The sequence below is a fragment of the Nocardioides sp. NPDC059952 genome (assembly GCF_042730435.1).
Taxonomy (GTDB): domain Bacteria; phylum Actinomycetota; class Actinomycetes; order Propionibacteriales; family Nocardioidaceae; genus Nocardioides.
Window position 1 is genome coordinate 1 of sequence record NZ_JBHWLY010000088.1, and the last position, 19,476, is coordinate 19,476.

22 protein-coding genes are annotated in these 19,476 nt (G+C 69.3%); 12 read left to right on the forward strand and 10 right to left on the reverse strand.

All coding sequences use genetic code 11. The annotated features are described in order from the left end of the window. Positions 1-77 precede the first annotated feature (77 nt). On the forward strand, positions 78-908 hold the full coding sequence (locus ACFV9G_RS26380; RefSeq protein ID WP_378731649.1) for an esterase/lipase family protein: 831 nt from the start codon (positions 78-80) through the stop codon (positions 906-908). 3 nt (positions 909-911) lie between these two features. Here the strand turns inward: ACFV9G_RS26380 and ACFV9G_RS26385 are convergent, their stop codons facing one another. Both ACFV9G_RS26385 and ACFV9G_RS26390 read right to left on the reverse strand, forming a co-directional pair. Further along, positions 912-1,313 carry a type II toxin-antitoxin system VapC family toxin gene (locus tag ACFV9G_RS26385; protein WP_378731651.1) on the reverse strand — a complete coding sequence of 134 codons (402 nt, stop codon included), beginning with the start codon at positions 1,311-1,313 and terminating at the stop codon, positions 912-914. Further along, entirely contained in the window at positions 1,300-1,551 is a 252-nt protein-coding gene (locus ACFV9G_RS26390; RefSeq protein ID WP_378731653.1) for a type II toxin-antitoxin system Phd/YefM family antitoxin, read from the reverse strand. The genes ACFV9G_RS26385 and ACFV9G_RS26390 overlap by 14 nt, the downstream gene beginning before the upstream one ends. A 66-nt stretch (positions 1,552-1,617) precedes the next feature. On the opposite strand from ACFV9G_RS26390, the gene ACFV9G_RS26395 reads away from it, so the two are divergent. Beyond that, positions 1,618-2,007: a VOC family protein gene (locus ACFV9G_RS26395; RefSeq protein WP_378731655.1), complete on the forward strand. Its 390-nt coding sequence runs from the start codon at positions 1,618-1,620 to the stop codon at positions 2,005-2,007. A 4-nt stretch (positions 2,008-2,011) separates the two neighbouring features. Here ACFV9G_RS26395 and ACFV9G_RS26400 read toward each other — a convergent pair whose 3' ends face one another. Next, the gene (locus tag ACFV9G_RS26400; protein WP_378731657.1) at positions 2,012-2,899 is read right to left on the reverse strand and encodes a GNAT family N-acetyltransferase; all 888 of its coding nucleotides are present in this window, start codon (positions 2,897-2,899) and stop codon (positions 2,012-2,014) included. Positions 2,900-2,978: 79 nt separating this feature from the next. Between ACFV9G_RS26400 and fdxA the strand changes: the two genes are divergently transcribed. The 3 genes from fdxA to ACFV9G_RS26415 are packed head-to-tail and all read left to right on the forward strand — an operon-like array spanning position 2,979 to position 5,108. Further along, positions 2,979-3,302, forward strand: coding sequence for a ferredoxin (gene fdxA / locus ACFV9G_RS26405; protein ID WP_008358813.1), 324 nt, complete (start codon positions 2,979-2,981; stop codon positions 3,300-3,302). Beyond that, positions 3,302-4,396 (forward strand): succinyldiaminopimelate transaminase, encoded by a 1,095-nt coding sequence (dapC, locus tag ACFV9G_RS26410; RefSeq protein WP_378731660.1) that lies wholly within the window; start codon positions 3,302-3,304, stop codon positions 4,394-4,396. Before fdxA ends, dapC begins: the two co-directional genes overlap by 1 nt. Positions 4,397-4,448: 52 nt before the next feature. Then, positions 4,449-5,108, forward strand: a complete 660-nt coding sequence (locus ACFV9G_RS26415) for a hypothetical protein (RefSeq protein WP_378731662.1) — start codon at positions 4,449-4,451, stop codon at positions 5,106-5,108. 45 nt (positions 5,109-5,153) lie between these two features. Here the strand turns inward: ACFV9G_RS26415 and ACFV9G_RS26420 are convergent, their stop codons facing one another. The 3 genes from ACFV9G_RS26420 to dapD form a co-directional block, all read right to left on the reverse strand. Next, entirely contained in the window at positions 5,154-6,029 is an 876-nt protein-coding gene (locus tag ACFV9G_RS26420; protein WP_378731664.1) for a hypothetical protein, read from the reverse strand. 201 nt (positions 6,030-6,230) lie between these two features. Next, a complete protein-coding gene (locus ACFV9G_RS26425) occupies positions 6,231-7,079 on the reverse strand; it encodes a hypothetical protein (RefSeq protein ID WP_378731666.1) in 849 nt (282 codons plus the stop codon). Positions 7,080-7,105: 26 nt separating this feature from the next. After that, a complete protein-coding gene (dapD, locus tag ACFV9G_RS26430; protein ID WP_378731667.1) occupies positions 7,106-8,035 on the reverse strand; it encodes a 2,3,4,5-tetrahydropyridine-2,6-dicarboxylate N-succinyltransferase in 930 nt (309 codons plus the stop codon). Positions 8,036-8,103: 68 nt separating this feature from the next. Here dapD and ACFV9G_RS26435 point away from each other — a divergent pair, with 68 nt between their 5' ends. After that, positions 8,104-8,394 (forward strand): hypothetical protein, encoded by a 291-nt coding sequence (locus ACFV9G_RS26435; protein WP_378731669.1) that lies wholly within the window; start codon positions 8,104-8,106, stop codon positions 8,392-8,394. Positions 8,395-8,398: 4 nt separating this feature from the next. Here the strand turns inward: ACFV9G_RS26435 and ACFV9G_RS26440 are convergent, their stop codons facing one another. The 4 genes from ACFV9G_RS26440 to ACFV9G_RS26455 all read right to left on the reverse strand — a co-directional run bounded on the left by ACFV9G_RS26440 (position 8,399) and on the right by ACFV9G_RS26455 (position 12,241). Then, positions 8,399-8,584 carry a YbdD/YjiX family protein gene (locus ACFV9G_RS26440; RefSeq protein WP_378731671.1) on the reverse strand — a complete coding sequence of 62 codons (186 nt, stop codon included), beginning with the start codon at positions 8,582-8,584 and terminating at the stop codon, positions 8,399-8,401. Next, positions 8,581-10,758 (reverse strand): carbon starvation CstA family protein, encoded by a 2,178-nt coding sequence (locus tag ACFV9G_RS26445; protein ID WP_378731673.1) that lies wholly within the window; start codon positions 10,756-10,758, stop codon positions 8,581-8,583. The genes ACFV9G_RS26440 and ACFV9G_RS26445 overlap by 4 nt, the downstream gene beginning before the upstream one ends. A gap of 95 nt (positions 10,759-10,853) precedes the next feature. Continuing rightward, the gene (locus ACFV9G_RS26450; protein WP_378731675.1) at positions 10,854-11,429 is read right to left on the reverse strand and encodes a DinB family protein; all 576 of its coding nucleotides are present in this window, start codon (positions 11,427-11,429) and stop codon (positions 10,854-10,856) included. Between the two features lie 41 nt (positions 11,430-11,470). After that, positions 11,471-12,241: an enoyl-CoA hydratase/isomerase family protein gene (locus tag ACFV9G_RS26455; RefSeq protein WP_378731677.1), complete on the reverse strand. Its 771-nt coding sequence runs from the start codon at positions 12,239-12,241 to the stop codon at positions 11,471-11,473. Positions 12,242-12,307: 66 nt separating this feature from the next. Between ACFV9G_RS26455 and ACFV9G_RS26460 the strand changes: the two genes are divergently transcribed. The 6 genes from ACFV9G_RS26460 to ACFV9G_RS26485 all read left to right on the forward strand — a co-directional run bounded on the left by ACFV9G_RS26460 (position 12,308) and on the right by ACFV9G_RS26485 (position 19,393). After that, complete coding sequence (locus tag ACFV9G_RS26460; protein WP_378731679.1) at positions 12,308-13,222, forward strand: hypothetical protein; 915 nt, start codon at positions 12,308-12,310, stop codon at positions 13,220-13,222. After that, positions 13,176-13,628: a GNAT family N-acetyltransferase gene (locus ACFV9G_RS26465; RefSeq protein WP_378731681.1), complete on the forward strand. Its 453-nt coding sequence runs from the start codon at positions 13,176-13,178 to the stop codon at positions 13,626-13,628. Before ACFV9G_RS26460 ends, ACFV9G_RS26465 begins: the two co-directional genes overlap by 47 nt. A 49-nt stretch (positions 13,629-13,677) precedes the next feature. Next, a complete protein-coding gene (locus ACFV9G_RS26470; RefSeq protein ID WP_378731683.1) occupies positions 13,678-14,124 on the forward strand; it encodes a GNAT family N-acetyltransferase in 447 nt (148 codons plus the stop codon). 244 nt (positions 14,125-14,368) lie between these two features. Next, a complete protein-coding gene (gene ileS, locus ACFV9G_RS26475) occupies positions 14,369-17,599 on the forward strand; it encodes an isoleucine--tRNA ligase (RefSeq protein WP_378731685.1) in 3,231 nt (1,076 codons plus the stop codon). A 105-nt stretch (positions 17,600-17,704) separates the two neighbouring features. Further along, positions 17,705-18,658: a type IV toxin-antitoxin system AbiEi family antitoxin domain-containing protein gene (locus tag ACFV9G_RS26480; RefSeq protein ID WP_378731687.1), complete on the forward strand. Its 954-nt coding sequence runs from the start codon at positions 17,705-17,707 to the stop codon at positions 18,656-18,658. Between the two features lie 57 nt (positions 18,659-18,715). After that, positions 18,716-19,393, forward strand: a complete 678-nt coding sequence (locus ACFV9G_RS26485; protein WP_378731689.1) for a class I SAM-dependent methyltransferase — start codon at positions 18,716-18,718, stop codon at positions 19,391-19,393. Positions 19,394-19,476: the final 83 nt, after the last annotated feature.

Genomic DNA, 19,476 nt, shown 5'->3' on the forward strand with positions numbered 1-19,476 from the left:
CGGGGGGGCGCCTTTAGCCCCCCCCCACTGGGCGCGGTCGACCGTGACGCGGATCACAACCGTTCGTTGAAGCGGGCATGCGCCCGTTCCTGCTGAGTCTTCTCGCTGCTGTCGCAATCGTCCTCGCCCCGATCTCCGCCCCTGCCGCGGCGGGGCAGAGCCGGACCGGGATCCCGCTGCCCGGGTCGCCCTACGGCGACCCCGCCGGGGCCAACGACTGGGCGTGCGTGCCGTCGGCAGTGCGCCCGACGCCGGTCATCCTGGTGCACGGCACCTTCGGTGACCGCCGGTCTTTGCTGGACCCGATCTCGCTGGCCATGAAGCGGGCCGGGTTCTGCGTCTACTCGCTCGACTACGGCAACCGCGCGACCGGCGACATCCGGGACTCGGCGGCCCACCTGGGTGAGTTCATCGAGCGCGTACGCGAGGTCACCGACGCCGACAAGGTGTCCCTCGTCGGTCACTCCCAGGGCGGCATGATGCCGCGCTACTACATCAAGAACCTCGGTGGCGCCGCCTACGTCGAGGACCTCATCGGCCTCGCCCCGTCCAACCACGGCACCTCGATCCTCATGGACGGCGGCGCGACGGGCACCACTGGACTGTGCGTCTCGTGCGCCCAGCAGGCCGCGGGGTCACCGTTCCTCGCCGAGCTCAACGCCGGAGACGAGACCCCGGGCGACGTCTCCTACACCCAGATCATCAGTGCCACCGACGAGGTCGTCGTCCCCTCCACCTCGGGCTTCCTCGCCGAAGGCCCGAACACCACCAACGTACGCATCCAGGACGCCTGCGCCCTCGACCTCTCCGAGCACCTGCTCATCCCGATGAGCGCCTCCGCCATCGCTCTCACCCTCGACGCGCTCACCCACGAAGGCCCCGCATCCCCGGATCTGACGACCTGCTGAGGGTCACCAGATGGTGTGGATGGAGTCGTACGCCTGCAGCCTGCTGTCCTTGGTCACCAGGGGAAGGTTCTCGAGCATGCTCTGAGCCGCGAGCATTCGGTCGAACGGGTCGCGGTGGTCCCAGTCGAGCTCTCCGGCGAGTCGTGAGTGGTTGAAGTCCATCGGCAGCCGCTCCAGGACATGGAGGCGAGTGCGGTCCTCGAAGGTGGCGGCCAGAGTGCCCCCGCCAGGGAGCTTGCTGAGTCGCGCCTTGGACGAGATCTCCCAGAGGCTCGCCGCCGAGACGAACACCTCGGTGTCGATGTCGATGACGGCCTCGTAGGCAGTGGTGCTGAGCCGGGCGGGGTCGCTCACCAGCCAGATGTAGGCATGGGTGTCGAGGAGGACGCGCTCAAAGGCCTTCATCGAGCGAGCCCTCCCAGGCGGCGATCTCGTCGTCGGGGAGCGGGTCGAAGAACTCGTCGGGGACGTTCACGCGCAAGCCACCGAGGATCCGCCTCGTCGGCCGCTCGATCGGCACCAGCCGTGCGATGGCGTGGTCGCCTCGGGCGATGATGACCTGGCCGCCCGCCTCGACCTCGGTCAGCAGGCTCGACAGGTGTGTCTTCGCCTCCTGCACCTTCACGACATGTGCTGCATCCATACATCCACGGTAGGTTGGTCAACCGGGTTGGTCAACCCGTGGTCGTGACTCATTGAGGAGGACAGGATGCATCTGGATCTGGTGACGTTCGTCGTTCCCGACTACGACGAGGCGGTGGAGTTCTTCCGCGACGTCCTCGGGTTCGAGGTCACCGAGGACGTCCCCGCGACCACGAACGACGGCCGCCCGAAGCGCTGGGTGGTCGTACGTCCGCCCGGCGGCGGCACGGGGTTCCTGCTCGCCCGGGCTGACGGCCCGGCGCAGGCCGCGAGAGTGGGTGACCAGACCGGCGGCCGGGTCACGTTCTTCCTGCGGGTGGACGACTTCGTGACGGCGTACGAGAGGCTGGTCGGTGCCGGGATCGAGCTCGTCGGGCCGGTGCGCGAGGAGGCGTACGGCACCCTTCAGGTCTTCAGGGACCCGTTCGGCAACCTGTGGGACCTGCTGGCGGGCTGAATCTCTACGGCGTGGGCGAGGCGTAGTAGCGGCAGCGGTGGTGCTCGGTGAAGCCGAGGCTCTCGTAGAGGGCGAGGCCGGGGGCGTTGGTGGTCTCGACGTGCAGCCAGGCGGCGCGGGCGCCGCGTTCGGCGCCCCACTCGAGCAGGGTGGCGAGGGCCTTGGTGGCGAGGCCCTGGCGGCGGTGTGACTCGGCGACCTCGAGGTCGTGGATGGCCAGCCAGTCGCGTTCCATCGTGCCCATGATCCGGGCGGTGTCGCCGAGAGTGATCAGCACCTGCGCCTCGTTCGCCTGGACCTCGACGCGGGCATCCTCGACGGGCGGCGGCAGGATGCGGCGGGTGGCGGCGAGCCCGGCGAGCTGGAACCCGACAGTCACGTCCTCGACCCAGCCGCGCGCGACCAGAGCCTCCTCGGCCGTGGAGCCGACCTCGATCTTGGCGCGCGGTCGCTTGTGGCGGCTGCGGTAGTAGCTCTCGATCTCGTCGATCGCGGCGTCCAGCCCGATGCCGGGGTCGCCGATCGCCAGCGCGGAGTTGGGCCGCCGGCGGACCGAGACCTCGTGGTCGAAGAGCACCCACTCGCCCAACGGCTCCGAGGTGGTGCCGGGGAAGATCGCGGCGCTGAGCAGCTCGGCCTCGCGTACCCCGATCCGCAGGCGTACGTTCGGCCGCGGCGGCACCGGTTTGCCGGAGACGATCTCGGCGACGGGCACGCTGACTCGCTCTCCGGACTCACGCTCGATGACCGCGGTGCCGTCGGCCCAGGACGTACAGACTCCGAGGATGTCGGTGAAGGCCGGGCCGCCCGTGGGGCCGGTCTCGCCGGGGAGGAGACGGCGGATGACGATCCGCTGGCCGACGACATGTGGTCCCAGGAGATGAGCAGGCACGTGGGGATACTAGGCTGTCCCCTGAAGGGCCAGCAGTGCCCCTCTGACTTTCGTGATACCCCGCTTGGAGGAGCCCCGAATGACGTACGTCATCGCCCAGCCCTGTGTTGACGTGAAGGACAAGGCTTGCGTCGACGAATGTCCGGTGGACTGCATCTACGAGGGCAAGCGGATGCTCTACATCCACCCCGACGAGTGTGTCGACTGCGGCGCCTGCGAGCCGGTGTGCCCGCCCGAGGCGATCTTCTACGAGGACGACACCCCGGAGGAGTGGAAGGAGTATTACGACGCCAACGTCAAGTTCTTCGACGACCTCGGTTCGCCCGGTGGTGCCGCCCGCATGGGTGAGATCGACAAGGACCACCCGTTCGTCGCCGCGCTGCCCCCGCAGAACCAGGACTGATGCTCGTTTCACAGCGGCTGCCTGACTTCCCCTGGGACAAGCTCGCGCCGTTCAAGGAGAAGGCGTCCGCGCACGACGGCGGGCTGGTCGACCTCTCGATCGGCACGCCGGTCGACCCGACGCCCGCGGTGATCCAGAAGGCGCTCGCCGAGGCGGCCGACTCACCGGGCTACCCGACCACCATCGGGACCCCGGCGGTGCGTCAGGCCGCGATCGACTGGCTCGCGCGCAACCACGGGGTCTCGGGCCTCGGGCTCGAGAACGTGCTGCCGGTGATCGGCTCGAAGGAGCTGATCGGCTCGCTGCCGCTGCACCTGGGCATCGGCCAGGGTGACCTGATCGCCTATCCAGAGCTCGCCTACCCGACCTACGAGGTCTCGGCGGCGCTCGTCGGTGCCGACACCGTCGCCACCGACTCGCTGGTCGCACTCGGCCCGAAGGCGCCGCGGATCCTCTGGATCAACTCGCCGTCCAACCCGAGCGGCCGGGTGCTCCCGGTTGAGCACCTGCGCAAGACGGTCGAGTGGGCGCGCGAGCGCGGCACGCTGCTGATCTCGGACGAGTGCTACATCGAGTGCGCGTGGGAGGCCTCGCCGGTCTCGATCCTGCATCCTGACGTCTGCGGTGGTTCGTTCGACGGTCTTCTTGCCGTCCACTCGCTCTCGAAGCGCTCCAACCTCGCGGGCTACCGCGAGGCCTTCGTGGCCGGTGACGCCGCGGTCCTCGGCGAGCTCCTCGAGGTCCGCAAGAACCTCGGTCTGATGATGCCCGGCCCGCAGCAGGTCGCCATGGTGACCGCGCTCGCCGACGACCAGCACGCCAAGGAGCAGCACGCCCGCTACGCCGCGCGGCGCGCCAAGCTCAAGGCGGCGCTGGAGTCGGCCGGCTTCCGCATCGACCACTCCGAGGCGTCCCTCTACCTGTGGTCCACCCGCGACGAGGACTGCTGGGCCACCGTCGAGTGGCTCGCCGAGCGCGGCATCCTCGCCGCTCCCGGCAGCTTCTACGGCCGCGCCGGCAGCCAGCACGTACGCATCGCCTTCACCGCCACCGACGAGCGCGTCGACGCGGCCGTCGCCCGCCTCACCGCCTGAGACTGGAGTGCGCGACGGTCGCGACCGGGCCTCATGGGCCAGCCATGAGTGGATGTTCGACCTGGTCAGCGACGACGAGTTACGCCGTAGACGTGCCGTGGCGCGTAGCAATCGGCTGATCGAAGACCATCGACGGGCGAACGTCGCGCACAACGATGTCTGGTGGCGTGCGGGGAAGTCTTGGACGCCGGGCGACGAGGCATTGGCCGCGGAGATGAGGGCCGCACGCGCGGTGCACGATGCCACCTTCGACGAGACGATCTATGCGCCCATCAGCGCATACCTCGAGTCCCAGTACGTCCGTCGGTATCCGTCCCTGGAGCGTGGAGAGCCCTACGCCGTGCTGATCCTGAGCTGGGAAGCGTGGTTTCCGGATGAGTGGAGGCGCGCAGACAAGTGGTGGTCTCGGGCGAGCACGAAGGACATGATCCTTCGGACGATGGCAGGTCAGGGGGTCACAGAGGAACACCGCGAAACGGTGGAAGGTCTGCTGCTGAGTGCCGTCAGCGGCCCGTACCGCTGCAAGGACTGGCGCTACTCCGCGGTGGCTCGGATGATCGACAGTGAGAACTTGCGGGCAGGCCTCGACCAGATCGCGTCGGGCGCGGACGAGGATGCGAGCCTTCGCGCGCAGTTCGTGCTTTCCAGGCTGGAGAATCGAGCGCTCAGCGTCAACATCCGGTCGTACGGGAACTGGCTCGCCCAGCAGTGACGACGGGTTCCTATCCACCGGGCGAACAATGACCAGAGCTGCGCCCTAGTCGGCGACGTCGACGTGGACGTGGTCGCGGTGCTCGAGGATCGCCTGGTCGCCGCCGCGGGGCGGGACGTTGTAGTCGCGCCAGCCGGCGGCGGAGCGGCGCTTGGTCCAGATGCGGTCGTCGAAGATGACCGTCTCGATGTCGAGGCGGTCGGCGTTGACGACCAGGTACTGGGCCAGCGACCAGCCCTTGATGTTGTTGCGCGCGTTGATCGGCCGGAAGAAGTAGTCGACCGCGCGGCCCTCGTAGTGGGCCGAGCCGACCATGTGCCCGGTAGTCACGCCGCCGGGCTGGAAGCCGCCGTCCGGGATGCTCCCGTAGGCGCTGCGTACGTCCTCGCGCACCGTCTCGGCCCGCGAGGTGAGCCCGGCGGCGCTGAGCGTGTCCGGGGCCTCCGCGGCACCGCCCTTGACGACGCACGAGAAGGCCTCGGGGGTGTTTCCGGTCAGCGCCGATGCCAGCGCCCGGGCCTCGGCTTCGGAGTCGCGGTAGCTGTCGCGCGGGCCGTCGCCGATCTGCTGGGCGACGCCGGGGACGGACTGCTGGCGGTAGTCGGCGACGCCGTTGAGCCGGTCGTAGAGGCCGGTGGCCTCCGAGGCCGGCCGGCCGAGGTCGTGGTCGGCGAGCTCGACCGCGAGCACGACCGAGGCTGCGCGGGCGGGCAGCCCGCGGCGTACGGCCTGGGCGGCGATCGCCGAGGCGCGCTCGGCCTGCTCGGTGGAGAGGTCGTAGGTCTTCCCGTCGGCGGTGACCGTGCACGCCTCGCGGGAGAAGACCGGGATGCCGCTGACCCCGACGCCCAGCATCCGCAGGCCGGCGAAGAGCAGGGCGACGACGATCACGATGCCGAGGACGATGAGGTGCTTGCGCACCGGGCGGAGCTGCTTCCTGGCCTCGCGCGCCGACTTCCGCAAAGCCTCGCGCGCAGGCTCGGGCAGCCTCGGCGTCGTCGGCCGTCCGGTCGCGGGCGGCGGTGCGCCAGGGGGCGGACTGGTCGGCGGGCCCGTTGGGGTCCCCGGCTTAGCGCTCACGGCACCAATCTTCACGTATCGAGCAAGTCGGGCCTGAAGGGATCAGGCCAGGGTGACGAGGATCTGCTCGCCGGAGACCTCGGGAGTCTCGGCCCACTCCTCGTCCCTGCCGGCGGACCAGGTGCGGCCGTCGTAGGCGATGGCGGTGGCGCCGAACTCGCTGGCCCGGGCGAGTACGTAGTGGGCGACGGCCCAGCCGTTGCGCTGGCCGGTCTCGCCGGCGTCGACGGGGATGACCACGGTGGTGCCGTCGACCCGGGCGCGGCCGACCATCTGGCCGAGCAGCTGGTTGACCTCGGTCTTGGTTGCCTGGGGCTTGCCGGAGCCGGCCTCAGGCTCGTCGATCCGGCAGGTCAGCGCGGCAGGGGAGTAGCCGCTGATCGCGGAGGCGATCGCGCGGCCCTCGCCCTCGTGGTCGGCGTACGCCTCGGGATAGGCCGAGCGCTGCACCTCCTGCGCCGCCTCGGTGACCACCATGTCCTCGTAGCCTTCGATCTTCACCAGCGCGTCGTAGAACTTGTTGGTGGCGTAGACCGGGTCCTGGACCTGCTCCTCGGTGCCCCAGCCCATCGACGGGCGCTGCTGGAAGAGGCCGAGCGAGTCCCGGTCACCGTGGCTGATGTTGTAGAGCTTCGACTCCTGGATCGCGGTCGCGATCGCGATCGTGGCCGCCCGCGCGGGCAGGCCGCGCTTGAGCCCGAGTGCCGTGATCACGGCGGCGTTGCCCATCTGCTCAGGGTCGAAGCGCGCCTCGTACTCGCCCGCTACCGCTGTGCACTGCTGCAGGTCGGGCAGGATCGAGTCCAGCTTGTCCGTCGCGGCCTGGACGACCCAATAGATGCCGCCGGCGACGACGCTGAGCACCACCAGGGCGGTGAGAAGCTTCTTCAACTCGGCACTCTGCTCTTCGGTGAGAGTCAGTTGGCGTGGAGGGCGGCGTTGAGCTCGATGCCCTCGCCCTTCCACGGAACGGCCTCGATGGCGCCGCTGACCGAGTTGCGACGGAAGAGGATGTTGGAGGCGCCGGACAGCTCGCCGGCCTTCGTCACGGTGCCGTCGGGGAGCGTGACCTTGGTCCCGAAGGTGACGTAGCACCCGGCCTCGACGACCGCGTCGTCACCCAGGGAGATACCGACCCCCGAGTTGGCACCGAGCAGGCAGCGCTCGCCGATGGAGATGACGGCCTTGCCGCCGCCGGAGAGGGTGCCCATGATCGAGGCGCCGCCACCGACGTCGGAGCCGTCGCCGACGACGACACCGCCGGAGATCCGGCCCTCGACCATCGAGGCGCCGAGGGTGCCGGCGTTGAAGTTGACGAAGCCCTCGTGCATCACGGTGGTGCCGGAAGCCAGGTGGGCGCCGAGGCGGACGCGGTCGGCGTCGCCGATGCGGATCCCCGAAGGCACGACGTAGTCGACCATCCTCGGGAACTTGTCCACGCCGTAGACGGTGACGTGCTGGCCCGCGGCGCGCAGCCGGGCGCGGGTGAGCTCGAAGCCCTCGACCGCGCACGGGCCGGCGCTGGTCCACACCACGTTGGTGAGCAGGCCGAAGATGCCGTCGAGGTTCTGCCCGTGCGGCTGCACGAGGCGGTGGGAGAGGAGGTGGAGTCGCAGCCAGACGTCCTCGGTGGTCACGGGCGCGGTGTCGAGGTCCTTGATCTCGACGAGCGCGACCTTCGTGGTCACCTGACGCACGTCGTCGGTGCCCTCGAGCGCGGTCAGCTCGGCCGGCGCGGTCGCGGAGGCGGGCTTCTCGCCCAGCTGCGGCGCGGGGAACCACACGTCCAGTACAGAGTTGTCGGCGGCGTACGTCACGAGGCCGAAGGCCCAAGCTGCATTCGTCACGGGGCGCAGTCTAGTGGCCGAGCCTGAGTGGTCCCTTATCGACAGTCTCGACGTGCGAACATGAGCGGGTGAGCAAGAAGAGCGCGCCGCCGACGCCCCGCCTGATCCAGGCCGAGGACGGCACCTGGACCCTCGAGATCCCCGGTGTAGCGACCAGCAAGGGCCACCCGGCGCCGGAGTGGGCGATGGCCAAGGGCGTCGAGGTCGTCCGCCGTGCCGCCTCCGACATCGTCCGGAGCTGGATCAATGGCAAGCCGGTCGGCGACGCCGAGAAGCAGGTGGTCCTGCTCGTCACCCGAGGTGACTCGCAGGTGTACGCCTGGCTCGACGCCGCCTTCGCCGAGGACAACCCCCGCTAGACCGCTAGCAGCAGCGGGCCTGGGGGTTGTGCTCCTTCTCGTCGGCCCGGTGACGCTCGAACGCGCGCCGGCTCATCGGCGCGACGTCCTCGCGCTCGCACCGGGCCAGATACTCGTCCCACTTCGCCTCCCCGGTCGCCTGGCGGAGCAGCCGCCAGGCGCCGGAGACACGCTCGGTCAAGACACTCACGAGACCGACGCCTTCTGGGAGGCCTCCCACTCGCGTACGGCTTCCTTCTCCTCCCTGGTGGCGAAGAAGTCGGAGGGCGCGACGATCTCCGACTCGACCTTCGGGACCTCGGTGGTGGGCAGCCCTCCGGCGCGGATCGCCTTGACCACGGTCACCGCAGCACCTGCGACGATCACGATCACCAGCAGCGCGAACGCTGCCTGCAGGATGCCGCTCTGGGTCGAGTTGTAGATGATCTGGTCGACGTCCGCGGGGGTCTTCGCAACCCCGTAGAGCTCACCGGCGTCGCGTGCCTCGCGCGCGGCCGAGGCCTGGGCGAAGTAGCCGATCGCGGGGTTGTCGCTGAACACCTTCTGCCAGCTCGCCGTCATGGTGACGATGAGGTCCCAGATCAGCGGGATGCCAGGCACCCAGGCGTACTTGGCCAGACCGTGCTTGAACATCAGCACCGTGGCCAGGGTCAGGGCGATCGCGGCGAGCAGCTGGTTGGCGATGCCGAAGAGCGGGAACAGCTGATTGATCCCGCCGAGCGGGTCACCGACGCCGATCCAGAGCATGTAGCCCCAGGCCAGTACGACCAGCGCGGACGCCGACCAGGCCGCCGGCCGCCAGGAGGTGTCAGCGTAGCGCTTCCAGACGTTGCCGATCGTGTCCTGCAGCATGAACCGGCCCACGCGGGTGCCGGCGTCGACGGCGGTCAGGATGAAGAGCGCCTCGAACATGATCGCGAAGTGGTACCAGAAGGCGGCCAGGCCGCCGCCGAACGCCTCGGTGAAGATCAGCGACATCCCGAACGCCAGGGTCGGGGCGCCACCGGTGCGAGAGATGATCGACTCCTCCACGCTGGCCGCGGCCGCCTCGAGGTCGGCCGGGGTGATCGAGAAGCCGAGCCCGTTGACGAACGCGGCCGCGGTCTCCGGGGTGCCGCCGGTCGCGCCGGCGGCGGCGTTCATCGAGAAGTAGATGCCCTGGTCGATGACCGAGGCCGCGATGAGGGCCGAGATCGCCACGAACGACTCCATCAGCATGCCGCCGTAGCCGATCATCCGGACCTGGCTCTCCTTGGCGACCATCTTCGGCGTGGTGCCGGAGGCGATGAGCGCGTGGAAGCCGGAGAGGGCGCCGCAGGCGATGGTGATGAAGACGAACGGGAACAGCTTGCCGGCGAAGACCGGACCCTCACCGGTGGTGGCGAAGTCGGTGACGGCCTCGTTCTGCAGCGTCGGGGCCGCGAGGACCAGGCCGACGGCCAGCAACACGATGACGCCCACCTTCATGAAGGTGGAGAGGTAGTCCCGCGGGGTGAGCAGCATCCACACCGGGAGGATCGAGGCGATGAAGCCGTAGACGACCAGGCAGATCACCAGGGTCTCGTGGGAGAGGGTGAGGGCGTTGGCCAGGCCCATCTCCTCGACGTACCCGCCACCGATGATGGCCAACAGCAGCAGCGCGACGCCGATGACGGTCACCTCGCTGACGCGGCCGGGGCGCAGGTAGCGCAGGTAGAAGCCCATGAAGAGCGCGATCGGGATAGTGAGGCCGATCGAGAAGACACCCCACGGCGACTCCGCGAGCGCATTGACGACGACCAGCGCGAGCACTGCCAAGATGATGATCATGATCGCGAAGACGGCGATCAGCGCGGCCACGCCGGCGACGGTGCCGATCTCCTCACGCACCATCTGGCCGAGGCTCTTGCCGTCGCGGCGCATCGAGAAGAACATCACGACCATGTCCTGGACGGCACCGGCGAAGATGACGCCGACGATGATCCAGATCGTGCCCGGCAGGTAGCCCATCTGCGCGGCGAGCACCGGGCCGACCAGCGGGCCCGCGCCGGCGATCGCGGCGAAGTGGTGCCCGAAGAGCACGCGCCGGTCGGTGACGTCGAAGTCCTGCCCGTTCTCCAGCCGCTCGGCCGGGGTGGCCCGGGTGTCATCGACCTTCAACACCTTGTTGGCGATGAACTTCGAGTAGAACCGGTAGGCGATCGCGTACGAGGCCAGCGCGGCGAACAGGATCCACAGTGCCGAGATCTCCTCGCCCCGGGACAGGGCAAGCACGGCCCAGCAGACCGCGCCGACGACAGCGACGGCGGTCCAGATCACGATGGACTTCATGTTGGGCCCGGACCGTGGGCCCGAGCTGGTGGGGTTGGCGGTCGACGTCGACATGGTCTCCCTCTGATTCAGCTTCAGCGCGGTACGGTCGTTGTGACCGCTGTCTCTCAGCCTAGTCTCAGGAAAGCGTCGTCCGTCGGCCGGTGGGGCTACTGCCCGGTACGCCCGTCGATGACTTCGCGCAGCAGGTCGGCGTGACCTGCGTGGCGGGCGTACTCCTCGACCATGTGGACCAGGATGTCGCGCACGGAGGAGGTCTCGCCGTCGCTGTTGTAGACGACGACATCGCCCATCGACTCGTCGGTCTGGGTGTCGAGCCACGCGTCGGCCCGCGCGATCTGCTCCTTCCAGGCTGCGTACGCCTCATCCACGCAGGCCTGGGTCGGCTCGGCGCCGTCGAAGTCGATGTCGGGCACATCGGCGCTCCAGTAGGGCCGCGGCTCGTCGAACCGCTGCTGGAAGGCGCGCTGGAACCAGCCGTGCTCCACCTTCGCCATGTGCCTGACCAGCCCGAGCAGGCTCATCGTGCTCGGCGGCACGCTTCGGCGGGCGAGCTGCTCCGGGGTCAGGTCCTGGCCCTTGAGCTCGAGGGTGAGCCGGTAGTGGCGCAGATAGTCCCGATAGGTCGCCAGCTCGCCGACGGCCTGCTCCTCCTGGTGGCGTGGATCCTCCCCCTCGGGGAGCCAGATGCCGTCGAAACCCACCTGCCGCTGATCACTGCTCATGGGCTCACCCTCGCGGAACGAGCGCCTTTCGGCCAGCGATTTCAGCCGGTGAAGCTGGGCGGCCGCTTCTCCAGGAACGCGTTGATGCCCTCGCGGCCCGAGGCCGAGCCACCGAGCGCGGAGATGGACTGCGCCTCGCGGCGCAGCGCGGACTCGGGGTGGGGGTCGGCGACGTCGCGGATCAGGTGCTTGGTGCGGGCGAGTGCCTCGGGGGAACCGGAGAGCAGGGTCGCGACGACCTCGTCGACGGTGGTGGCGAGGTCGTCGGCAGGTACGACGCGGGCGACCAGCCCGGCCTCGAGCGCCTCGGTCGCGGAGAGCATGTCGCCCAGCAGGGTCAGCCGGAGCACCCGGTGCAGACCCAGGGTGTGCACGAGGAGCGAGCCGCCCCCGTCGACCGAGAGGCCGACCTTCGCATAGGCGAGACTGAACTTCGCCCGGTCGGCAGCGATGACGATGTCGGCGGCCGCGGCCAGCGGGAAACCGACCCCGGCGGCGGTGCCCTGGACGGCGCTGACCACGATCGCGTCGCAGCGGACCAGCTCGGTGATCATCCGGTTCGCGCCCTCGGCGAGCTCGAGGATGTAGGGGCCGAGATCGTCGGCGGCCGCGAACCCGGCCAGGTCGCCTCCGACCGAGAAGTACTTCCCCTCCGCCGCGAGCACGATCACCCGCGCCGAGTCCGCCTTCGCCCGCAGGATCGCCGCCAGCAGCTCCTCGCCGGCCGCGGGGGAGAACACGTTGCCCCGGTCGGCGTTGGTCATCGTGATGCGGGCGCAACCGTCGGCGTACTCGTAGCGAATCAGGCTCATGGCCCCGCATCCTGCCAGGTGCCCCCTCGGTGCGGGCGCGTTCGGTGGGTGCGGGAGGGTACGCGGATGCGTTTGTGGATCTCCCGCCTCAGCTCGCTCCTCCTGGCGCCGCTCTCGATGCTCGCCGGAGTCTTCCGGGCCGCGCCCGCACACGCCGACGGGTCGGGTGTCCTCAAGGTCCTCGGCCCGCTCGCGTACGCCCACGCGCACAACGACTACGAGCACGAACGACCGCTCCTGGACGCCCTCGGCCACCGCTTCACCTCGGTCGAGGCCGACGTCTGGCTCGTCGACGACGAGCTCTTCCTCGGTCACTTCGACCCCGACCCGACCCGTACGCTGCGTGACCTCTATCTGGAGCCGCTCGCCGCGCTTGTGACCGCCAACGACGGCTCGGTGCACCCTTCCTGGGACGGCACCTTCCAGCTGCTTGTCGACGTGAAGTCCGGCGGCGTGGAGGCCTGGCAGGTGCTCGAGCGGCAGCTCGCCGCGTACGACCCGGTGTTCAGCCTCTGCCGTGACGGATCGGTCCAGGTCGGACCGGTCACCGTGATCCTCTCCGGCCAACGCGACCGCCTGGCGATGGCCGCGGCGCCCCTGCGGCGCGCGTTCTACGACGCCACCTTCGACGACCTCGACAGCGACCTGCCCGCAGGTCTCGTCGGCATGGTCAGCGCCAGCTGGATCGACCACTTCACCTGGCGCGGCATCGGCCCCTTCCTGGCCCGGCGCCGCCTGCACGCCCTGGTCGCTCGCGCCCACGCCGCCGGCTGGCCCGTCCGCCTGTGGGGCGCCCCCGCCGTCGTCCGCCACAACCGCCGCCGCATCTGGCAGGTCCAGCTCGACGCCGGCGTCGACTGGATCAACACCGACCACCTCGACGAGCTCGCCCACTTCCTCGCCCGCCGCCGCCCGACCCGGCTATGGTCGCGGCGTGGCATCACCGACCGCCTTCACCGTCACCCAGGCCCCGGCCGCTGACACCTACCCGCTGCGGGCCGCGGTGCTTCACAGCGGCGCGTCGCCCGAGGTGGCGAAAGTGGCCGGCGACGACCATCCCGAGGTGGTCACGTTCGCCGCCCGGGACGCCGACGGCACCGTGATCGGGTGCGCCGGACTGTTCCCCGAACCCTGCCCCGGCCTGCCTGGACCGGGGTGGCGCGTCCGTCGGGTGGTGACAGCGGAGGAGTGGCGCGGGTGCGGCGTCGGCGCCGCCGTTCTGGGCGCTGTCCTCGTCCATGTCGCCGGTCGTGGCCCGGGGCTGGTCTGGTGCAACGCGACTCCGTCCGGAGCCCGCCTCTTCGTCCGCGCGGGCTTCCGGCAGCTCGGCGAGCCCTGGACGGACCCGGACTTCGGGGCCAACGTTCGGATGCTGCGCCACCTCTGAGTCGTCGACGCACACAGTCGTGACGGATGTGTGCGGATACCGTGGGTGCGTGGTCGAGGTGCGCCGGGTGGCGGTCGAGGAGACGTATCCATTGCGGGCGAAGGTGTTGCGCAACGGCGGGCCGCCGGAGGCGGCGAGGCTGACGGGGGATGACCTCCCGGGAGTAGCGACGTATGCAGCGTACGACGCCGACGGGGAGCTGATCGGGTGCGTCGGGCTCTTCCTGGAAGCATGCCCTGACCTGGCCGAACACCCCAGGAAGGGGTGGCGGATCCGGGGGATGGCGACGGCGGACGGATGGCGCGGCAAGGGTGTCGGAGCCGAGGTGCTGCGAGCGGCGCTGGACCATGTCGTGGCCGAAGGTGGTGGGCTGGTCTGGTGCAACGCGCGTACGCCGGCGGTGCCGTTCTACGAGCGGGCCGGCTTCCAGGAGATCGGTGAGCCGTGGGACGACCCCGAGATCGGTCCGCACGTGCGGATGTGGCGCGCCGTGTAATCGGGTTCGCGCGGCGGGCGTCGGGCGGCGTACTCTCTTCCTTACAGGCGTTCGAGCCGTCATCAGCGGCGAGCCCCGGGAAGAAAGCCTCCAGGCAGATCGAAGGCAAGTAGAACCCGGCGGGAGTGGCCCGTCACAGCCGAAACGAAGTGGCCCAGGCATGGGTAAGCAGGGTGGTACCGCGGTCGCAAGATCGTCCCTGTGGTGACAACAACCCACTACCACCCAGCAGGAGATGCCGCCGATGGCCTATCCCAAGGTCAGCTCAGCCACTGTCCCGGCCAGCCCACGATTCCCGGAGATCGAGACGCAGATTCTCGATTACTGGAAGAAGGACGGGACGTTCCAGGCGAGCATCGACAACCGTGACGCCGGTGAGAACGGCGAGAACGAGTTCGTCTTCTACGACGGCCCGCCGTTCGCCAACGGCCTGCCGCACTACGGCCACCTGCTGACCGGCTACGTGAAGGACATCGTCCCGCGCTACCAGACGATGCGCGGCAAGCGCGTCGAGCGGCGCTTCGGGTGGGACACCCACGGCCTGCCCGCCGAGCTCGAGGCGATGCGCCAGCTCGGTCTCAAGACGACCGACGAGATCGTCGAGATGGGCATCGACAAGTTCAACGCGGCCAGCCGCGCCTCGGTGCTGAAGTACACCGGCGAGTGGCGCGACTACGTCACCCGCCAGGCGCGCTGGGTGGACTTCGACAACGACTACAAGACCCTGAACCCCGACTACATGGAGTCGGTGATCTGGGCGTTCAAGACGCTCTACGACAAGGGCCTGGTCTACGAGGGCTTCCGCGTCCTGCCCTACTGCTGGCAGGACGAGACCCCGCTGTCCAACCACGAGCTGCGGATGGACGACGACGTCTACAAGGACCGTCAGGACCCGGCGGTCACGGTGGGCTACGCGCTCGACGCCACCGGTGAGGACGAGGTCCTCGACGGCGCGCACGTCCTGATCTGGACCACCACCCCCTGGACGCTGCCGTCCAACCTGGCCGTGATGGTCGGTTCCGAGATCGACTACGTCGTCGTCGAGGGGCCGGTCCCGGGCACCGACCAGGTGGCCAAGTACCTCCTCGCGGAGGCTCGGCTCGCGGCGTACAAGAAGGAGCTCTTCCCGGACGCGGACGAGGCGACGGTCCTGGGCCGCTACAAGGGCGCAGAGCTGCTCGGGCGCAGCTACACCCCGCCGTTCTCCTACTACGCCGGACGCGAGAACGCCTTCCGTGTGGTCGCGGCCGACGACGCGGTCACGACCACGGACGGCACCGGTGTCGTGCACACCGCCGGCGCGTTCGGTGAGGTCGACAAGGAGGTCACCGACCGGGAGAACATCGAGGCGGTGATGCCGGTCGGCAAGGACGGCAGGTTCACCGCGCCGGTCAACGAGTACGCCGGGATGCTCGTCTTCGACGCCAACCTGCAGATCATGGACCACCTCAAGGCGGTCACCCGCGGCGAGGCCGGGGGATCGGTGTCGCCGGGCACGATCCTGCTGCGTCGCGAGTCCTACAACCACTCCTACCCGCACTGCTGGCGCTGCCGCCAGCCGCTCATCTACAAGGGTGTGAGCAGCTGGTTCGTCGAGGTCACCAAGATCAAGGACCGGATGCTCGAGCTCAACCAGCAGATCCGCTGGGTGCCCGAGCACATCCAGGACGGCCAGTTCGGCAAGTGGCTGGAGAACGCCCGCGACTGGTCGATCACCCGCAACCGCTTCTGGGGCTCCCCGGTGCCGGTGTGGAAGTCGGACGACCCGGCCTACCCCCGCCTCGACGTCTACGGCTCGTTCGCCGAGCTGGAGCGTGACTTCGGCACCCTGCCGCAGGACGCCGAGGGCAACCCCGACCTGCACCGTCCCTACATCGACGACCTGGTCCGTCCCAACCCGGACGACCCGACCGGCAAGTCGATGATGCGCCGGGTCTCCGACGTACTCGACGTCTGGTTCGACTCGGGCTCGATGTCGTTCGCCCAGAACCATGTCCCGTTCGAGAACGAGGAGTGGTTCGAGCACCACTTCCCGGGCGACTTCATCGTGGAGTACATCGGCCAGACCCGCGGCTGGTTCTACACCCTGCACATCCTGGCGACCGCGCTCTTCGACCGCCCGGCGTTCTCGAGCTGCATCAGCCACGGGATCGTGCTGGGCTCGGACGGCCAGAAGATGTCCAAGTCGTTGCGCAACTACCCGGACGTCAACGAGGTCTTCGACCGCGACGGCGCCGACGCGATGCGCTGGTTCCTGATGTCCTCGCCGATCCTGCGCGGCGGCAACCTGGTCGTCACCGAGCAGGGCATCCGGGACTCCGTACGCCAGGTCATGATCCCGCTGTGGAACAGCTGGTACTTCTTCCAGCTCTACGCCAACGCGGCCGACCTGGAGACCACCGGCTCGACGGCGTCCACGGACCCGCTGGACCGCTACGTCCTGGCCAAGCTGCGCGACTACGTCGCCGAGATGACCTCCGCGATGGACGACTACTACGTCGCCGAGGCGTGCGAGGCGACCCAGCGGTTCATCGACGTGCTCACGAACTGGTACATCCGCCGGTCGCGGGAGCGGTTCTGGAACGAGGACAAGGCCGCCTTCGACACCCTCTACACGGTGCTGGAGACGGTGACCCGCCTGGTCGCGCCGCTGCTGCCGCTGACCGCCGAGGAGATCTGGCGCGGACTGACCGGTGGCCGCTCGGTGCACCTGGCCGACTACCCGGTCGTCTCCGATCTGCCTGCTGATGACGACCTGGTTGCCCGGATGGACGCCGTGCGCGCCGTCTGCTCCTCGACCTCCGCCCTGCGCAAGGCGCGCAAGCTCCGCAACCGCCTGCCGTTGGGCGGGCTGACGGTGGTCGGCGCCGACATCGCTGGCTTCGAGGAGATCGTCGCCGACGAGGTCAACGTCAAGTCCGTCCGGCTGCTCGCCGCCGACTCGGACGAGGCCGGCACCTACGGCATCGAGCAGAAGCTCGCCGTCAACGCCCGGGCAGCCGGTCCGCGCCTGGGCAAGGACGTCCAGAAGGCCATCAAGGGCTCGAAGTCCGGTGACTGGTCGGTCTCCGAGTCCGGTGAGGTCGTTGCCGGTGGCCTGGCACTGGTCGAGGGTGAATACACCCTGGAGACCGTCGCCGGCGCCGCCTCCGACGACATCGCGGTCACCATGTTGCCTGCCGGCTTCATCGTCCTGGACACGGTCGTCACCCCCGAGCTCGCCGCCGAGGGCCTGGCCCGCGACCTGATCCGCGCGGTCCAGCAGGCCCGCAAGGACTCCGGCCTCAACGTCGAGGACCGCATCACCCTGTCGGTGACCGGCTCCTCGACGGTCCGCGAGGCCGCCACCACCCACGCCGACCTCATCGCCCGCGAGACCCTCGCCACGACGTACGACGTGGTCGACTCGCTCGAGGGCAACCCGGTCGACCTGGGCGACGGCGAGAAGGCGAGCATCGCGGTAGCCAAGGCCTGAGTCTGCTGATGCAACGTAGGAGGGCTGGAGCCCAGATGTGGCTCCAGCCCTCCTACGTTCAGTCAGATCGGGTTGGTGTCGGTGGGCGCGGCTAGCGTCGTCGACGTGAGCGCAGTCGCCGACCTCGAGTGGTATTCGACCCTCCTGCAGATGCAGGCAGGGGTGGTCTCTCGTGCGCAGCTCACCGAGTGCGGCTGGACGAAGTCGGACATCAAGAGCGCCGTACGCCGCAACGAGCTGCGCCGTGTCCATCCGCGTGTCTACGTCACCCACACCGGTCCGCTCACCTTCGAACAGCGCGTCTGGGCGGCGATCCTCTACGCCGGTAGGTCGGCGGTCTGCGGGCCGACCCTCGCCGAGCCGCGCAAGCAGCGAGACGCTGATCCGATCCATGTCGCGATCGATCAGAGGCGTCGGGTCGACCCGCAGCCGGGGATCGTTCTCCACCGCATCGTCGATCTCGACAAGCACTCGTTCCCTGACGCCATGCCTCGGCTGCGGCTCGAGGACAACCTGCTGCTGATGGCCGGCGAGGCCACCGACGAGATCGATGTGATCGGTGTGATCGGCCGTGGAATCGGACGGCGTGGTGTGAGTGTGGGCGAGGTGCGCATGGCGCTGAAGCGGTTTCCGAGGCTCCGTCGGCGCGCCTGGATCGCTGATCTGCTCGAGGATCTCGCCTTGGGGACCGACTCGGTCCTCGAGCACGGCTATCTCACCAGGGTCGAGCGCGCTCACGGACTCCCGATCGGCACACGTCAAGCGCTGAGACGCACCGAGGGAGGCAATCAATATCGCGACATCGACTACGAGGCCTATGGGTTGGTGGTGGAACTCGACGGGCGGGTCGGCCATGACTCGTGGGATGACCAGGGAAAGGATGCCGACCGAGATCTCGACGACCTGGCCCTGGTGGACCGCCTCACGGCGCGGCTCCGGTGGCGGCAGGTCTACGGAACCTCGTGTCGCACGGCGACGAGGATCGGCCGCATCCTGGCCAAGGGCGGCTGGCCAGGCGCCCCGGCGCCTTGCAGCGAGAATTGTGAGCTCGGAACGTAGGAGGGCTGGGGTCGAATACGGGCCCCAGCCCTCCTACGTCGAGGCTAGGGTTCAAGGGTGGAGGGGCCATCGCTTCGTGAGCTCGCCGTGCAGGCGTTGTCGTCGGTGGAGCATGGCTATGACCTGCTGGCGCCGAAGTTCGACGCGACGCCGTTCCGGACGCCGGACTGGATGCTGGCGGCCACGATCACGGCGCTGCGGGAGCACGGGCCGTTCGAGCGGGGCCTCGATGTGTGCACCGGGACAGGGGCGGGGCTGGAGCTGCTCGCGGAGGCGACTGCGGAGGCGCCGACCGGGGTCGACTTCAGCGTAGGGATGCTCGAGCAGGCCAGGGCCGCTCACCCGGACGCCGACCTGGTGCGGGCGGATGCTCGCGCGCTGCCGTTCGAGGCTGCGTACGACCTGGTGGTGAGCTTCGGGGCGTTGGGGCACTTCCTGCCGGAGGAGCGGCCGCCGCTGTTCGACGGCATCTTCCGGGCGCTGCGGCCCGGCGGGGTGTTCGCGCTGCCGGTCAGCCGGGCGCCGGGGCCGACCCACCCGGCGTACTGGCTGCTCACCGGCTTCGACCTGGTGATGCGGGTGCGCAACGCGGTGTGGCGGCCGAAGTTCGTCATGTACTACCGCACCCATCCCATGCCGGCGCTGTTCGCCGACCTGGCCGATGCCGGGTTCTCGGTCGAGACGACACCGATGCCCGGGGTCGGCGAGCTGATCGTGGCGCGAAAAGTGGGGTAGTCCGGGAGCGAACTGCCCCACGAAAACCCACACAAATAAACGTGGGGACCCCCCAACCCCCCCGGCGGGGGGCGCGGGCCCCC

Coding starts and splice junctions, on each gene's coding strand:
- ACFV9G_RS26415 (WP_378731662.1), top strand. CDS start 4,449: ATGTTCGACCTGGTCAGCGACGACGAGTTACGCCGTAGACGTGCCGTG.
- ACFV9G_RS26385 (WP_378731651.1), bottom strand. CDS start 1,313: ATGAAGGCCTTTGAGCGCGTCCTCCTCGACACCCATGCCTACATCTGG.
- ACFV9G_RS26380 (WP_378731649.1), top strand. CDS start 78: ATGCGCCCGTTCCTGCTGAGTCTTCTCGCTGCTGTCGCAATCGTCCTC.
- fdxA (WP_008358813.1), top strand. CDS start 2,979: ATGACGTACGTCATCGCCCAGCCCTGTGTTGACGTGAAGGACAAGGCT.
- dapC (WP_378731660.1), top strand. CDS start 3,302: ATGCTCGTTTCACAGCGGCTGCCTGACTTCCCCTGGGACAAGCTCGCG.
- ACFV9G_RS26460 (WP_378731679.1), top strand. CDS start 12,308: ATGCGTTTGTGGATCTCCCGCCTCAGCTCGCTCCTCCTGGCGCCGCTC.
- ACFV9G_RS26445 (WP_378731673.1), bottom strand. CDS start 10,758: ATGTCGACGTCGACCGCCAACCCCACCAGCTCGGGCCCACGGTCCGGG.
- ACFV9G_RS26455 (WP_378731677.1), bottom strand. CDS start 12,241: ATGAGCCTGATTCGCTACGAGTACGCCGACGGTTGCGCCCGCATCACG.
- ACFV9G_RS26450 (WP_378731675.1), bottom strand. CDS start 11,429: ATGAGCAGTGATCAGCGGCAGGTGGGTTTCGACGGCATCTGGCTCCCC.
- ACFV9G_RS26395 (WP_378731655.1), top strand. CDS start 1,618: ATGCATCTGGATCTGGTGACGTTCGTCGTTCCCGACTACGACGAGGCG.
- ACFV9G_RS26390 (WP_378731653.1), bottom strand. CDS start 1,551: ATGGATGCAGCACATGTCGTGAAGGTGCAGGAGGCGAAGACACACCTG.
- ileS (WP_378731685.1), top strand. CDS start 14,369: ATGGCCTATCCCAAGGTCAGCTCAGCCACTGTCCCGGCCAGCCCACGA.